Annotated in this window: 14 protein-coding genes; 4 read left to right on the top strand and 10 right to left on the bottom strand. The window is 71.2% G+C overall.

What is annotated here, in order from left to right; all coding sequences use genetic code 11:
- A complete protein-coding gene (ruvB, locus tag LXT21_RS01385) occupies nucleotides 1-1,038 on the bottom strand; it encodes a Holliday junction branch migration DNA helicase RuvB (protein ID WP_254036275.1) in 1,038 nt (345 codons plus the stop codon).
- Nucleotides 1,039-1,333: 295 nt separating this feature from the next.
- Here ruvB and LXT21_RS01390 point away from each other — a divergent pair, with 295 nt between their 5' ends.
- The gene (locus LXT21_RS01390; protein WP_254036276.1) at nucleotides 1,334-2,413 is read left to right on the top strand and encodes an MBL fold metallo-hydrolase; all 1,080 of its coding nucleotides are present in this window, start codon (nucleotides 1,334-1,336) and stop codon (nucleotides 2,411-2,413) included.
- A 6-nt stretch (nucleotides 2,414-2,419) separates the two neighbouring features.
- Here LXT21_RS01390 and LXT21_RS01395 read toward each other — a convergent pair whose 3' ends face one another.
- From LXT21_RS01395 to LXT21_RS01415, 5 genes are all read right to left on the bottom strand, one after another.
- The gene (locus tag LXT21_RS01395; RefSeq protein WP_254036277.1) at nucleotides 2,420-3,886 is read right to left on the bottom strand and encodes an ELWxxDGT repeat protein; all 1,467 of its coding nucleotides are present in this window, start codon (nucleotides 3,884-3,886) and stop codon (nucleotides 2,420-2,422) included.
- 276 nt (nucleotides 3,887-4,162) lie between these two features.
- Complete coding sequence (gene ruvA, locus LXT21_RS01400; protein WP_254036278.1) at nucleotides 4,163-4,771, bottom strand: Holliday junction branch migration protein RuvA; 609 nt, start codon at nucleotides 4,769-4,771, stop codon at nucleotides 4,163-4,165.
- Entirely contained in the window at nucleotides 4,768-5,343 is a 576-nt protein-coding gene (gene ruvC / locus LXT21_RS01405) for a crossover junction endodeoxyribonuclease RuvC (RefSeq protein WP_254036279.1), read from the bottom strand. Before ruvC ends, ruvA begins: the two co-directional genes overlap by 4 nt.
- 23 nt (nucleotides 5,344-5,366) lie before the next feature.
- Nucleotides 5,367-6,116: a YebC/PmpR family DNA-binding transcriptional regulator gene (locus tag LXT21_RS01410; RefSeq protein ID WP_254036280.1), complete on the bottom strand. Its 750-nt coding sequence runs from the start codon at nucleotides 6,114-6,116 to the stop codon at nucleotides 5,367-5,369.
- 49 nt (nucleotides 6,117-6,165) lie between these two features.
- Entirely contained in the window at nucleotides 6,166-7,290 is a 1,125-nt protein-coding gene (locus LXT21_RS01415) for a response regulator (RefSeq protein ID WP_254036281.1), read from the bottom strand.
- 105 nt (nucleotides 7,291-7,395) lie between these two features.
- Here LXT21_RS01415 and LXT21_RS01420 point away from each other — a divergent pair, with 105 nt between their 5' ends.
- Nucleotides 7,396-8,109 carry a hypothetical protein gene (locus LXT21_RS01420; protein ID WP_254036282.1) on the top strand — a complete coding sequence of 238 codons (714 nt, stop codon included), beginning with the start codon at nucleotides 7,396-7,398 and terminating at the stop codon, nucleotides 8,107-8,109.
- Nucleotide 8,110: 1 nt separating this feature from the next.
- Here the strand turns inward: LXT21_RS01420 and LXT21_RS01425 are convergent, their stop codons facing one another.
- From LXT21_RS01425 to mutM, 3 genes are all read right to left on the bottom strand, one after another.
- Nucleotides 8,111-9,484, bottom strand: a complete 1,374-nt coding sequence (locus tag LXT21_RS01425; protein WP_254036283.1) for a sigma-54-dependent transcriptional regulator — start codon at nucleotides 9,482-9,484, stop codon at nucleotides 8,111-8,113.
- Nucleotides 9,485-9,493: 9 nt separating this feature from the next.
- The gene (locus LXT21_RS01430) at nucleotides 9,494-9,736 is read right to left on the bottom strand and encodes a hypothetical protein (protein ID WP_046715044.1); all 243 of its coding nucleotides are present in this window, start codon (nucleotides 9,734-9,736) and stop codon (nucleotides 9,494-9,496) included.
- A gap of 96 nt (nucleotides 9,737-9,832) precedes the next feature.
- Nucleotides 9,833-10,687: a bifunctional DNA-formamidopyrimidine glycosylase/DNA-(apurinic or apyrimidinic site) lyase gene (gene mutM / locus LXT21_RS01435; protein WP_254036284.1), complete on the bottom strand. Its 855-nt coding sequence runs from the start codon at nucleotides 10,685-10,687 to the stop codon at nucleotides 9,833-9,835.
- A gap of 668 nt (nucleotides 10,688-11,355) precedes the next feature.
- Here mutM and LXT21_RS01440 point away from each other — a divergent pair.
- On the top strand, nucleotides 11,356-13,599 hold the full coding sequence (locus tag LXT21_RS01440; RefSeq protein ID WP_254036285.1) for a S41 family peptidase: 2,244 nt from the start codon (nucleotides 11,356-11,358) through the stop codon (nucleotides 13,597-13,599).
- Between the two features lie 52 nt (nucleotides 13,600-13,651).
- Here the strand turns inward: LXT21_RS01440 and rtcA are convergent, their stop codons facing one another.
- Nucleotides 13,652-14,668, bottom strand: a complete 1,017-nt coding sequence (gene rtcA, locus LXT21_RS01445) for an RNA 3'-terminal phosphate cyclase (RefSeq protein ID WP_254036286.1) — start codon at nucleotides 14,666-14,668, stop codon at nucleotides 13,652-13,654.
- A gap of 231 nt (nucleotides 14,669-14,899) precedes the next feature.
- Between rtcA and LXT21_RS01450 the strand changes: the two genes are divergently transcribed.
- A complete protein-coding gene (locus LXT21_RS01450; RefSeq protein WP_254036287.1) occupies nucleotides 14,900-15,343 on the top strand; it encodes a hypothetical protein in 444 nt (147 codons plus the stop codon).
- Nucleotides 15,344-15,407: the final 64 nt, after the last annotated feature.

Below are 15,407 nucleotides of genomic sequence, written 5' to 3' on the forward strand. Positions count from 1 at the left end.
TCAGAAGAGGCTGCCCTGGGGAGTGGGCGGTGGCTGCTTCTTGAAATACTGGTAGGTGCGGTGCGTGGCCATCCGGCCCCGGGGCGTGCGTTGGAGGAAGCCCTCCTGCATGAGGAAGGGCTCGTACACGTCCTCAATCGTATCGCGTTGTTCGCCCACGCTGGCGGCGATGGTCTCCACCCCCACGGGGCCCCCACCGAACTTGTCCAGGATGGTGAGCAGAATCTTGCGGTCCATGGAGTCCAGACCACTGGCGTCCACGCCCAGCCGGTCCAGGGACTTTTTGGCCAGCTCCAGGGAGATGCGCCCGTTGCCCTCCACCTCCGCGAAGTCGCGCAGCCGGCGCAGGAGCCGGTTGACGATGCGGGGCGTGCCGCGCGAGCGCGTGGCCACCTCGCGCCCGGCGTCCTTGTCCAGGGGGATGCCGAGGATGCGCGCGGAGCGGTGGAGGATGAGCTCCAGCGCCTGGGCGTCGTAGTACTCCAGGCGCTCCTGAATCTGGAACCTGTCACGAAGCGGCGAGGTGAGCAGGCCCGTGCGCGTGGTGGCGCCGATGAGCGTGAAGGGCGGCAAATCAATCTTCATCGCCCGGGCGGCCGGCCCCGTGTCGATGGTGATGTCCAGCCGGAAGTCCTCCATCGCCGGGTAGAGGTACTCCTCCACGGCGGAGTTGAGGCGGTGGATTTCGTCGATGAAGAGGATGTCGCGCGCGTCCAGGCTGGTGAGCAGACCGGCCAGGTCGCCCTTGCGCTCGAGCGCGGGGCCGCTGGTGACGTGGATGCGGATGCCCGCGCCCAGCTCGTTGGCGATGATGTGCGCCAGCGACGTCTTGCCCAGGCCCGGGGGTCCAGAGAACAGGCAGTGGTCCAGCGCGTCGCCCCGGCTCTTGGCCGCCTGCACGTAGACCTTGAGCTTCTCGACGACGGAGCCCTGCCCCACGTACTCGTCGAACGAGCGCGGACGCAGGGAGGCCTCGAGCCGGACGTCCTCCGGGAGGACCTCTTCGGAGAGAGTGTCGGACTTCCTCGCCATGACCATGTGACCCTATACAGGAAGGCCGCGCGTGTCGCCCACATCCTCGGCGGAAGCCTCTGGGGACACCCCGGAGACCAGCCGACCGACGAGCGGGAGCCCGCCTCGGACGCCCGTCGACACGCGGGCCCGATTCGCTCGGAGTGAGACCGCCCGGAAGGAACGCCTGTGGACTGGAGGACGCTCGTGAGAAACACGTCCCAGGCGACTTGGCGGGACGGCCCGGGGGCGCGAGAACATGCCCTCACACATCGCCTTCCGGTCGCCAAGGTCATCGACCTCTCGCAGTCACGGTGAGCCCATGAGCCAGAGCCCCGCGTTCCGTCCCCTGCCCTTCCTCGCCGAGGCCCACGCCGAGACGCTGCCCGGCCCGCGCCTCCAGAAGCTGCGCCGCGCGGCGCTCCAGGCCCGCGAGCGCTTCGTCCAGGAGGGCCCGGTGGCGGCGGTGGCGACGTGTGAGCTCGTCACCTTCCCCTACCCGTCGCTGTTCGCCTTCAGCGGCGCGGCGAGCTCCCCCGCGCCCTACGTGATGATGACCCACCGCATGCAGGTGGTGCAGTTCGTGGACGCGAACGGCGAGCGGCGCACGCTCCTGTTCAACCCCTCCGACTACGAGCGGGGACAGGCGGCGCCCTTCTACCGCTCGCTGAGGGAGCGCTACGGCGCCTTCCTCTCCGACAAGGTCATGTCCACCCAGCACGGCACGGTGCAGAGCCACCTGGCCTCGCTGGGGCTGACGCCCGGGGACGTGGACTTCCTCGCCTTCGACCACCTGCACATCCAGGACCTGCGTGGGTGGCTGGGCGGTGACGGCCTGTCCGCGTACTTCCCGCGCGCGAAGCTGCTGGTGCAGCGCGCGGAGTGGGAGATGGTCAAGGACCTGCACCCCATGCAGTCGGTGTGGTTCGTCCCTGGCGGCGCGGACATCCCCGAGGAGCGCGTGGTGCTGCTGGACGGGGACACGTGGCTGGGCAAGGGCGCGGCCATCCTGAGCACGCCGGGGCACACGCGCGGCAACATGTCCCTGGCGGTGGCCACCTCGCGCGAGGTGTTCGTCACCAGCGAGAACGGCGTGGCCACGGAGAGCTACACGCCGCTGCTCTCCGCCATCCCCGGGGTGCGCCGCTTCGCCGAGCACATGGGCTGGGAGGTGGTGATCAACGGCAACAGCCGCGAGGACTCCCTGCTGCAGTACTCGTCCATGGTGGTGGAGAAGCTCTTCGCCGGGCCCTCCGCGGTGGAGGGCGCCTTCGTGAACTTCCACCCGTCGTCGCTGTTGACGTCCCACCTGCTGGCGCCAGGGCTGTCGCCCACCATCGTCCTGCCCGCGCCCAACTTCGGCGACGTGCGGCCCACGCCCGCGAGCCGCCGCGCCGCCTGAGGGCCTTCAGCAGCCCTTCGGGCCCTGGGGGTTCGCGCACGGCCCCGCGCCGTGGAGCGGCACCACCCAGAGCGCCTCGCCCACGGCGGCCTCGTTGGCGAGGAAGAACACGTCGCGGCCCGAGCGCACGAACGAGCGGGGGTTGGACGACGACGTGCCCGGGGCGATGTCCGTCAGCCGGCGCGTGTTCCACAGCCAGCCGTCGCTCTTCCACGCCTCGCGTCCATGCGCGGCGGTGGTCGCCGAGAAGAGCAGCCAGCCATCCTGCGCCACCAGCTGGCGAGGCTCGCTGCTCTCCGGCCCCCACTGGAGGTCCCAGACCATCCACGTACCCAGCGCCGTGCCGTCACTGCGCCACAGCTCGCGCCCGCGCCAGCCGTCCTCCGCCGCGAAGTACAGCACGCCGTCCATCGCGACCAGGTCCGAGGGCAGCGAGCCCTTCGGCCCCGGCCAGATGTCCTTCACCAGGCGCGTGCCCGCCGTCGTGCCGTCGCTGCGCCACAGCTCGCCGCCGTGCCGCGTGTCGCCCAGCTCGCCGGAGTTGCCGTCCGAGCCCGCGTGGAAGAGCACCACGCTGCCCAGCGCGGTGAACTCCGAGGGGGCCCCGCCGCTGAAGTCGCGCACCTTCGTCGCGGTGGCCGGACGCCCCGACACCGCCCACAGCTCCACGAGGCCCTCGCCCGTGTCGCGCACGAAGAAGAGCCGACGGTCCGCCGCCGTCAGCGCGTCGAACACGCCCAAGGCGGAGCGGTACACCTCGCGCGCCTCGCCGCCCGCCTCGACCACCCACAGCGCCGCGGCCTCGGCGTCGTAGGAGACCAGCGCGAGCCGCTCGCCCCAGGCGGTGAGCTGGAGCACGTCACTGCCGGGGACGAACGCGTGCACCCGCCGCGTGCCGGACGCGGTGCCGTCCGTGCGCCACAGCTCCTGGCCATTTCCCGGCGCCTCCGCGAGGAAGTAGACGTGCGTGCCCACGCGGGTGAGCGCGCGCGGCGCCGAGCCCCGCTCGCCCGGCCACACGTCCAGCACCCGCACCGTGCCCGCCTCCGTGCCGTCCGTGCGCCACAGCTCCGGCCCCTGCAGGCCGTCATCCGCCGCGAAGAGCACCCAGCGCCCCAGCGCCGTCAGGTAGCGCGGCACCGAGCCCTGCGCCCCCGCCCGGATGTCCTTCACCAGGCCCGCGCAGCCGCCGCCCCCCGGGCTGCTCCACAGCTCGCGCCCCTGCCCCGCCGAGTCCGCGCTGAAGAACAGCCGGTCCGCGCCGCGCACCAGCCACTCCGGCTTCGTGCCCGAGGGCATCACCCGCTCCGACGTGCAGGCCCGGCCCGCCGTCGCCATCCCGTCGGCCCGCGCGGCCTCCACCGCCGCCTCGCCCTCCGCGTCGACGCCTTCGACCGCCGGACCACACCCCACCGCGAGGAGCCCTCCCCAAAGAACGGACACGAGCACCGGGATGCCACGCCATGCCTTCATGTGAGCAACTCCTTGTCCTGCGTGAGGCCTTGGCCCCACCGCTGTGGCTGGAAAGTGTCACCAGTGGCGGAACTCGCTACTCACCGTGGGAACCGGGAGGCTCAGGGTGTCCGCCATGCTGCGACGTAGGCCAACAGGTGCCACGCGGAGGACACCGGGCCCGTCGGACCTCGGACCGTTTCGATTTCTCAGAGGAGAAACGGTTGTGCGGGCTGTCCGGGGAGGTCTGGAATTGGCCTCCCGACTACACCCAGGGACGAGGCTGTCCGGAAGACGTCAGCCGCCTGCCCGGAGGGACTTGAGGGCCTCGCGGAACAAATCTTGGAAGGAAGCGTCGGCGCCCAGCCGGCTGGTGGCGAGCTCCGCGGCCTTCTCCGCCTGCGGGGGCTTGTAGCCCAGGTTGAGGAGGGCGGAGACCAGGTCGGACTGGGTGGCGCTGGCCGGGGCGGGCGCGGTGCCTCGGGAGACCGCCTCCAGGTGGACGTTCTTCATCTTGTCCTTGAGCTCCAGCACCAGCCGCTCGGCGGTCTTCTTCCCGACGCCATGGATCTTGGCCAGCCGGGCCACCTCGCCGCGCGACAGGGCCGCCACCAGCTCCGGCACCTCCATGCCGGACAGCACGCCCAGCGCCATGCGGGGGCCCACGCGGGAGACGCCGTTGAGCAGCAGGAAGACGTCCTCCTCGGCCTTGGTGAGGAAGCCGAACAGCTCGAAGGCGTCCTCGCGCACCACGGTGCGGATGCGCACCTCCACCGGCTGCCCTTCCGGGGGGAGCTTGCCCAGCGTCAGGGTGGAGAGGTTCACCCGGTAGCCCACGCCCTGCACGTCGATGACGGCGTCCTCGGCGTCCTTCTCCAGCACCACGCCCCGCAACCGAGCAATCATCCCGCCTCCGGGCGCCGATAGGACGGCGCCAGCCTGTCCGCGAGCAGCGCCGCGGCGCCCTTGCGCTTCTTGGTGGTCGGGCCCGCCGTGGGGATGGCGGCGCGACCGTGATTGAGGTGGCACAGCGCCACGGCCAGGGCGTCGCTCGCGTCGGCGCGCCCCAGGTCCACCGCCTGCAGCCCCAGCAGCGTCTTCACCATGCGCGTCACGGCGTCCTTGCCGTCCGCGCCGCCCGCGCCCACCGACTTCTTCACCTTCGCCGGCGGGTACTCGAAGACGGGCAGCGACACCTGCGCCGCCGCCAGCAGCGCCACGCCGCGCGCGTGTCCCAGCACCAGCGCGCTGCGCGCGTTGCGGAAGGTGAACACGCCCTCCACGGCCACCGCCTCCGGACGGAAGTGCGCCAGCTGGGCGCCGAGCGCCGCGTGCAGCTCCTTCAGACGGAAGGCCAGGGGAGCATCCTCGTCGACCTTGATGACGCCGTGGCCCACGTGCACCAGGCGGCCCCGCTTCTCTTCCACCACCCCGTAGCCCATGAAGCGACTGCCGGGGTCCACACCGAGGACGCGCACCGTTGACTCCGTTCCACCCGCCGCTACTGAGACAAGGACTCCATCAGGGACTCCTCGATTTCGAAGTTCGCGTGCACGTTCTGCACGTCGTCGTTCTCGTCGAGCGCATCCATCAGCTTCAGCATCTTCTTCGCGTTGTCGCCGTCGAGCTGGAGCGTATTCTGCGGCAGGAACACCCACTTCTGCTCGCCCAGCGCCAGGCCGCCGGACTCCAGGGCCGTGGCCACCGTGTGCAGGTCCGCCGGCGCGCAGCGCACCTCGAAGCCGTCCGCGCCCTGGGGCACCACGTCCTCGGCGCCCGCCTCCAGCGCCTTCTCCAGCACGGTGTCCTCGGAGGGGCCCGGCTTGACGGTGACGACGCCCTTCTTCTGGAACATCCAGGCCACCGCGCCCTCGGCGCCCAGGTTGCCGCCATGACGGCCGAACGCCGAGCGCACGTCCGCGGAGGTGCGGTTGCGGTTGTCGGTGACGCACTCGACGAGCACGGCCGCGCCGCCGGGGCCGTAGCCCTCGTACATCACCTCTTCGTAGCTCTCCCCTTCCAGCTCACCGGTGCCCTTCTTGACGGCGCGCTCGATGGTGTCCTTGGGGATGTTGGCCTCGCGGGCCAGGCCCAGCGCCACGCGCAGGCGGGCGTTGCCAGCGGGGTCTCCACCTCCGAGCCTCGCGGAGACGGTGATCTCCTTGATGACCTTCGAGTAGAGCTTGCCCTTGGTCGCGCCCATCGCGGCCTTCTGGCGCTTGATCTTCGACCACCGATTGTGACCGGACATGGAAGGTGTCGCCTCGTGGCGGCCTTGTCTCCCAGCCCGGGGCGCGGAGTCAAACCTCTCGTCGGTCCGCGTCCGGCTCCGGCAGCGTGGCCCCGGGCTCCACCGAGGGCAGGGGCTCGAAGAAGCCGGGCACGTCGCCCGAGCCCATCCCGCGCTCGCGCTCCTCCAACAGGCAGGCGGGGACGAGCACGCCCAGCGCGAACAGCCGCGTGGCCGCCTCGTACGTCACCACCTCCGGGAAGTCGCACTCGAGCAGCACGGCGCGCACCGTGCGTCGCCCATCGAACAGCCGCACCAGCACGCCCACGTCCTCGGGCAGCGTGGCCAGCTCCCGCACGAGCCTGGCGAAGTCCACCGTGAGCCGCGACGCCAGCGGCAGCCCGCGCGTCCTGAGCGCCTCGAAGCGCGAGAGCGCTGGCAGCACCGACTCGCACAGATAGGCCCGGTCCATGGTGAACGAGCCCTTGTGCAGCTCCGGCCCCAGCGCCACCGCGTAGTCGCCGTGGGCGAAGCCCAACATCCTCCGGAACGCGAGGCTGCCGCGCACGCCGTGGAACATCGCGTCCACCACCAACCCCTGCCGGAACGAGAACCAGCCCTCTCCCCCCGCCAGCACCACCCGCCCGGAGCGCACGCCCGACAGCAGCGCCCGCGTCACCTTCGTCAGGGGCAGCCGCGAGGTATGCGACTCGAAGGTGGACTCGCCCGTGGCCCGCTCCGACTTGAGCCGCGCCAGCGCCACCACGTCCTCCACGTCCACCGGCCGCGCCAGGTAGTCGTCCGCGCCCACTCCCGCGGCCAGGTCTCGATGGAACTCCTCCTCGTGCCGGGCCAGCAGCAACACCGGCACGCGCGCCGTGCGCACGTCCGCGCGGAGCTGTCCGCACAGGCAGAAGCCATCACCATCCGGCAGCTCCACCTCGGCGATGACCATCCGCGGCAACGGCCCGTCGGAGGCCAACGCCTCCAGCGCGCCTCGCACGTCACCCACCAGCAGCGCCTCGAAGCCCGCATCCATCAGGGCCGCCGCCAGCGCCGCCTGCGCGAGCGCGTCCGAGTCCACCAGCAGCACCCGCGCCCGGCTCCGCCCCCCACGACGGCGCGAGCCGACCTCCGAGGGCACGGGGTCCTCGGACTCGCTCGACAGGGGGAGAGGCGGAAGCGCGGCAGCCATGGATACCGAATTATTCCAGCGAAGTTCGATAACTTCGCAACCTGGACACAAGTCCTCGGAATCGTTGAGTTTCCGTCACACCCCTGGCGCGGTAGGGTGCGCGGCATGACGCGCTCGAGCCTTCGCTCCGCCCTGGTGTCCGCACTGCTCCTGGCCTCCACCGCCCTTGCCCAGCAGGGCGCCCCTGGGCAACCGGGGGAGGCGGGTTCGGTCAGCGTGGAGCCGACGGCGATGGAGTCCTCGGAGGACCGGCTGGGCGCGGTGATTGCGCCGGTGACGCTGCCGGCCGGGGTGACGGCGCTGTACGGCTACGCGGGCGCGCCGGAGCTGGGCGTGGGCTTCCGTCAGGGGCTGTCGCTGCTCGAGCTGGAGGCGCGGGCGCGCTTCAACTGGTTTCAGCTGTCCGCGGCGCTGGAGCTGGTGGGCCGGGTGAAGGTGATGGACAACGGCACGGTGTCCATGGCGCCGACGCTGGGGCTGGGCGTGGTGCTCAACTCCGGCTCCACGTACATGGACGACCAGAACTTCTCGGGCGTGCTGCTGCGCCTGTCGCCCGGGCTGGTGGTCGGCTGGCGGGTGGCGGAGACGGTGACGATTCTGGGCCTGGTCGACGTGCCGGTGGACGTGGGCCTCTCCAAGTCCGAGTCGCGGCGCGCGCAGGTGCTCGGCGGCGGCGGCGTGGAGGTCTACCTGGGCAACGACTTGTCCGTGCTGCTCGCGGGGCAGCTGGGCCTGGAGACCTTCCGCGAGCGCGTGGGCCTGTCCGACACGCGCCTGGGCTGGGGCGTGAAGGCGGGCCTGGGCGCGCGCCTCTTCTGACTCACGTCAGGCCGTAGCGCTCCAGCTTCTTGAGCAGCCCCTGCCGCGACAGGCCGAGCGCCTCCGCGGTGTGCGTGCGGTTGTTGTGACAGCGCTCGAGCGCGCTCTCGATTTCACGCCGCTCCAGCGCCTCCACCTTGGCGGCCAGGGTGGTGCCACTCGACGCGCTCGCGCGAGGCCGCTCGCTGCCGGTGAAGGACAGGTCCTCGGGCTGGAGCTCGCGGCGCTCTCCGGCCAGCACGGACGCGCGCTGCATCTCGTGGCGAAGCTCGCGCAGGTTGCCGGGCCAGCCGTGTGCGGCGAGCGCCTCCGCGGCGGCCTCCGACAACAGCCGCGCCCTCCCATCCGGACACAGGTGCGCGCACTGGTTGAGGAAGTGCTTGGCGAGCAGCGGCAGGTCGGAGGCGCGCTCGCGCAGCGGCGGCAGGCGGACCTCCACGCCCTTGACGCGCCAGTAGAGGTCTTCGCGGAAGGCGCCCTCCTGGAGCATGCGGCCCAAATCGCGGTGCGTGGCGGTGACGAGACGCACGTCGACGTGGACGGGGCGGTCCGCGCCCACCGGGAGGAGGTCGCCGGTCTCCAGCGCGCGCAGCACCTTGACCTGGAGCGAGGGCGTCATGTCCCCCAGCTCGTCGAGGAACAGCGTGCCGCCGTCCGCTTCCGCGAAGAGTCCGCGGTGGTCTTTCGTGGCGCCGGTGAAGCTGCCCTTCACGTGGCCGAAGAGCGCGCTCTCCAGCAGCGTCTCCGGCAGCGCGCCGCAGTTGACCGGGATGAAGGGCCCCGCGTGGCGACGGCTCTTGAGGTGCACGGTGCGCGCGAGCAGCTCCTTGCCCGTGCCGTTCTCGCCCGTGACGAGGACGGGCAAATCACTGGCGGCCACGCGCTCGGCCAGCGACACGGCGGCGAGGAACGGGGCGCTCTGCCCCACCATCGCCGCGTCCGCCGAGGCGCGCTCCAGGGACGTGCGCAGCGTCTCCACGCGCCGCTCCAGCGTCACGCGGGCGAGCGCGCGCTGCACGACGACGAGCAGCACGTCCGGGTCCACCGGCTTGGTGAGGAAGTCATGCGCGCCCAGGCGGATGGCCTCCAGTGAGTGGCGGGTGTCGCCCGCGCCGGAGACGACGATGACCTTGGCGCCGGGCCTCGCATCGAGCAGCGCGGCCAGTCCCTCCAGGCCCGCGGAGACGCTGCCATCGGGCGGCAGCATCAGGTCCAGCAGGACCAGGGGGAAGTCGCGCGCGTCGAAGGCGGCGCGAGCGGAGGGACGGTCGCCGGCCTCGACCACTTCGTAGCCCGCGTCACGCAGCAGGCTGCCGTAGACCTTGCGGAAGGCGGCGTCGTCGTCGACGAGCAGCAGCGGCTGGGCGGGGGCCATGGTGGAGGCTCAGTCCGGCAGGGGTGCCTGGCGCGGAGTGCCCAAGAGCTCCAGGGTCCTCAGTGCCACCTGGATGAGCGTCTGGGCGCACGGCTCGCAGCCGCCGCCACAGCAGCGGGGCCAGCGGCCCTCCGGGTTGCGCAGCAGCGGGCGGACACAGGATTGGTAGTAGCTGGGAAAGCCCAGCTCCTCACTGGCGCGGGCCAGCGCGGAGTCGAGCTCGGACGGTGCGGGCGCGGGGACGTCGGACACAGCCACTTCATAACAGCGTGGCGGTGGGAAGCGCAGCGGGGGCTTGCTGGCGACAAGCCCTGCTGCCCTGCGCGAGAAGCCGGGGCGATGGGGGCCCTACCAGAGGACGCCCTGGGTCGGCGCGGTGGCGGCACCCTCCTCGGGCTGACAGCGGGGGCACCAGTGCGTGTTCCTGCCTCCGACGCGCTCGTGGGTGATGGGGGTGTCGCAGGCCGGACAGGGGGCGCCGGTGCGCTCGAAGACGTTGCGGCGGTGCTTCGCCTGGCCCTTCACGCCGAACAAGTCCCGCTGCGTGCCTCGCAACGCGAGCCCCTCCTCGAGCACGGTTCGCATCGCCTGGTGCAACCGCGACACCTCGTCGCGAGACAGCGAGGTCACCAGACGCCGTGGGTCGAGTCCCGCGCGCCACAGGCTCTCGTCCGCGTCCCGGTTGCCCAGCCCTGCGATGATGCGCTGGTTGAGCAGCACCGTCTTGAGCGGGCTCCTGCGCCGACCGAGCCGACGCGCGAGCACCTCGGGCGTGAAGGCCGTGTCGAGCACCTCCGGCCCCAGCTCCTCGAGCTTCAACCGCGCGGACAGCTCCGCCGTGGGTCCCACCGCCACGCGCGCGTAGCCCAGCGTGTCCGTGAGGTAGAGCGCCTCGCCGTCCTCCAACGTCAGGATGACGAGCGTCTCGGAGGGGCGGTCTCCGCCTGCCGGCCGCAATGACAGCTCGCCCCAGAGCATGAAGTGGAGGGCGAGCGTCTGTCCGGCATCGAGCCCCAACAGGATGAACTTGGCCCGTCGCCGCGCCTCCACGATTCTGCGTCCGCGCAGCGCCGTGACGAAATCCTCCGGCGAAGGGAAGCGGACCGCCGCGGGCACGAGCACCTCGACGTCGGCGATACGCCGGCCAACGACGGCCTGACGCAAGTCACGGGTGATGATTTCGACTTCGGGGACCTCGGCCATCCCAGCTCACGACCTCCGTTCTCTTTACTGTCGTCCGAGGGAGCCGCTGTGCCAGTGACCCGACCTGGGTCCGAGAATGCTCGCCCGGAGCCCCGCCAGACGAAGCTGGGGCGGCGCGGGTGCTCGCCGCCTGCTGGCGGACAGCAGCATCGAGGAGACCGCGAGCCATGACGCGGCACCCGACTGGGAAACTCGTCGGCGGTTCCCGCGCAGCGGGACGGACGCATCCCTCGCGCCCGCGTGGTCGTCGCGTGGATACGTCTGACAGACGCAGGCGGGGCGTTGTCTTCGAAACTCGTCGGCGTTCCCGCTCAGCGGGACGGACGCATCCCTCGCGCCCGCGTGGTCGTTGCGTGGATACGTCTGACAGACGCATGCGGGGCGCTGTCTTCCCCCTGTTCTGAAGAGACCTGGGCTCGCGATGCGCCACGGGAAGCAACGCGCCTCACGTCGGACCTCTCTCACGGGGCTGGACGCGCGCCGGGATGTCACTCCACCCCACCCGAGTTCTGAAGCACTGCCTTTGATTCGACACTGCCACACGCGAGTTCGGGAATAGTTTCCGCATGAAAGGCTGGAGAATCCTCCGAGATATCGCGCCGCGCGACGTGGCGTTTCCCGTCCGACCTGATGAGCCATTCCGGCCGGGTCTGGAGGTCATCCAAGACATGTCGTTCATTCAGAATGGCGCCGGGCGCGGCGCCTCGTGGGCTCGTCGTGTCCGCTGTCATCCCCTGCTCACCGCGGGCCTGCTCTTGCTACTGAGCGGAAGCGCGTCCGCGCAATCCCTGTTCCCGCCGCCCGAGCAATGGTGTGACTTCGGCCGTGCGGGCCCCGCGGCGACACAGCCAGCCCCCGTCGCCATGTCCGCCGCGCACGGACAGGTCCGCTTCTTCGGCGTGGGCCCCAGCTACACCGACGCGGACCTGTCCCTGGTCATGGCCCTGAGTGGAAGCACCGTGGACTGGGCCGAGACCACCCGCCATTACGCCAGCACGATGGAGGGCGTCTGTGCCCTCGACGTCTCCAGCAAGCCGCTTCCCAGGGCCCGCGTCCTCACCGTGGGTCCCGTCGCGTTCATCCGTCCCGGCACCGGTGAGCTGCGCATCCCGCGTCACGCGCGCGCGGCCATCATCGACCTGCGCGGACTGCCCGCCGCCCCCGGCCTGGAAGAAGCCCTGGCGCGAGCCATCGGCGCCCTCAGCACCACGCCCGTCGAGCGACTGTCGGGGATCGTCCGCTCCTACGTGGGCATGATGGACGAGACGACGTACCTCAACGTCTATGGCAACTACATCGACCTGGTGACGCACGCGCCCCACGCCGCCACGGGCCAGGCACAGCTCCCCGTCGCGCTGCTCACGGAGCCAGCGCTCGCCCCAGCCACGGCGCGCTTCGCGGCGGACCTGCGGATGACCCGACGGGCCTGGCTCATCGGCGCGCCCATCCACGCGGCCGTCGCCGAGTCGCGGTGGATGCCGGTGAGCACCCGAGGACTGCTCGTCCGCACCACGCGACTCGAGGATGCCCAGGGTCCGATTCCGGAGGTCATCCCCGCGGACCTGTCACTCGCCACCCTCGGACTGAGCGCGCTGGGCACCGAGGCCCTCCCATCAGAGCAGTCCCTCCAGCTCACGTCCTGGCTCGGCGAGCCACCCGCCGTGGACCGGACGGCGCCCGTCGTCCGCAACGCGCCGCCCGAGCGAATCCCCCTCGAGGCCATCCCGCCCATCGACGCCTCGTCGGCCATCGCCCGCGCGAACCTGCTCATCCTCCACGGCGCCACCCGCCTGTTCTATCCCTACTTCGACGTCGTGGGAGACGGCATCGATGGGCGGCTGATGGAGACGCTGGCCCAGGTGGACGCCACGCCCGTCACTGAGCGCGAACCGATTCGTCGACTGCTGCTGCGCTTCAACGAGGTCCTGAAGGACGGTCACGGCTTCGTCACCCTGTACGGCGCTCCACCGCCGGCGGGGTTCTTCCCCGTCGCCCTGGAGGAGGTGCAGGGGCAGCCCATCATCCGCCGCTCCGCGCTCCCGGCGCTGCAACCGGGTGACACGCTGGTGAGCATCAACGGCCAGCCCATGTCCGCGTGGCTCGCCGAGGAGATGGCCCACGCCTCGGCCGCCACGCCGGGCTACCTGCATGACGTGGCCATCCGTCGGCTCCTCATCATGAATGCCGCCCTGGACGTCGGACTGCGCGGCGCGGATGGCACCCCGCGCGTCGTCCAGGTCCAACCCCAGCCGGTGGAGCTGCTCAACCAGGTGAGTGGACCGGACTCGCTGAGGACCGCGGGCAGCCTCGCGGACCTCGGCGCGCCGGAGCTGCACTACCTCAACATGGCGAGCGAGGTGCTCACCTCACCGGACGCCTTCCGCGCGGCGCTCACCGCGGCGCAAGGCGCGAGCGGGCTGGTGGTGGACATGCGCGGCTATCCGGGCATCAGCCACTACGAGGTCGCTCAGCGGCTCATCTCCGCGCCGTTCCGCTCGCCCGTCTTCCGCTATCCCGTCTGGACCGGCCCCGACGACTTCCAGACCGTTGACACCGGCCACACGCGGCAACCGCTGACGAGTCCGTCCTACGCGGGCCCCATCGTCCTGCTGGTCGGTCCTCGCACCGTGTCGGCGGCGGAGAACTTCGGCATCATGCTGACCGGCGCCCAGCGCGTGACGGTGATTGGCCGACGCAGCGCGGGGACGAATGGCAACGTCACCCGGCTGCTGCTCCCCGGGCAGCTGGCCGTCAGCTTCACCGGCATGGGGATTCTCTTCCCCGACCAGTCCCGCTTCCACGGCGTGGGCATCGTCCCGCACATCGAGGTGGCGCCCACCGTCCAGGACATCGCCACCGGAACGGACCCGGAGCTGCTGCGCGCCATCCAGTTCCTGCGCACCGGCCAGTGAGGACGATGGGCTCCAGGTGCCACACGGGCCTGGAGCCCCATCGGCGCGCGAATCAGCCGCGCACCACCACGTCACGGACCTCGCGGTCCACTTCGCCCACGTCCACCTTCACATCCAGGAAGTGGGACATCGTCTCCAACTGCGTCAGCGCGTGGCCATCCAGGGGCAGCGTGCGGAACTCGCCACCCCGCGCGAGCGCACACAGGAGCAGCAACTGGTCACACAGGTGCTCGCCCACGGGCACCTCCGCGTCCAGGTAGCGCTTCACCTCGGCGGCCACCTCCTCCGCCACGGCCTCCGCGCGCTTGCCGCGCTCACCGAAGCCCGTGAAGACCTCCGTCACGTGCTCGCTCTCCACTTCCACCACGAGCGCGTTGCCAGGCCCCTGTCCGCGCTTCAACTCCTCCGGGCGGAGCTGGTCGGGGCGCAGCTCCAACAACGAGCCCACCGTCTCCAGCTCGCGCTTCGCCACGTCGAAGGGAATCATCGACACCACCGCCTTCGCCTCGCGGCGCAGCACCCGCCCCCGCGACATCAGCGAGAGGGGCTTCAAGGCCTGGGGCCGCACGTCCACGCGGAACCTCCCACCGCCCGCCGGGAAGAAGCCGGGCCGGTCCAGCGTCGCCGTCACATCGGCGCCCATGCGCCGCAACAGCGGCAGGTAGGCCCGCGCGAGGAAGTCGAACGGGGGCGCCGCCGGGTTGTGCGTCCCGCCCTCGAGCATCAACGTGGACGGCGCCTTCGCGGCCAGGAGCGCGGGCAACACCGTCTGCAACACCAGCGTCGCGCTGCCCGCCGTGCCCACCGCGAAGTGGTAGTTGCCCGCGGCCAGGGCGCGCGGATGGAACGTGAGCTCTCGCGAGCCCAGTTCCGCACCGGACACCTCCGCCGCGCCCACCGCCTCGGCGGCCTTCACCGCCGTCAGGTGCTGGCGCAACAGGCCCGGCTTCGCGCGGCCCGCGCGGATGTTCGTCATCGTGAACGGCGTCCCCGTCACCAGCGACAACGCCAGCGACGTGCGCAGCACCTGGCCGCCGCCCTCTCCCTTGGAACCATCGATGCGCACCATGTCTCGTATCTCCCGTCTTCCCACGCCTCACGGCCCCACCCGCGCAATCTGACATGCGCGAGCGCGCCCCGCACCCCGGCCCGCTATCGGCCACGCGCGGCATCAGTCAACACCCGAAGCATCCACAACCCAGCGTTCCTCCAGAAAAGCCACCGCGTGCCTCCGAGAGGCATTACACGAACGGCGCTTCCGAGGCTCTCGCCGGAAGCGTGTCTTGCATTGGAGGCAGTCGTGGTCTCTCGCAGTCTCATTGCTCGCAATCTGATGGTCCCCCTGGCGGCGCTGCTCATGGTCATCTCGTCCGCGTGTGGCCCGGACGCCCAGGAGACTCCCGCCACGGAGATGGACTCCGCTCCGCCCGAGGAGGCGTCTCTCGAGGTGACGTCGCAAGAGCAGTCGCAGTGCCAGTTCTACAACTACCACTGGGACGAGGCCCGCAACCCGCGCGGCCCCAACCGGTGCACCAACAGCTGCCAGTGTGACGGCATGCGCACCTGCAGCTCGGCCGGCTGGTGCCAGGGCACCGCGCGCCCCGGCGTGAGCTGCACCAGCCCCAGCTACTATTGGAACGAGGCCTGGAACCCGGGCGGCTCCAACCGCTGCTGGAGCTCGTGCCAGTGCGACGGCAGGCGCACGTGCAGCCCCGCGGGCTGGTGCCAGGGCCGCTCGCGCTGAAGCGCCCTGCCCGGAAATAGCGGCGCCCGCTCCCCCTCTCTGGCGGCCTTTCGGCCTCTTGGGG

The organism is Myxococcus guangdongensis (genome assembly GCF_024198255.1).
GTDB lineage: Bacteria > Myxococcota > Myxococcia > Myxococcales > Myxococcaceae > Myxococcus > Myxococcus guangdongensis.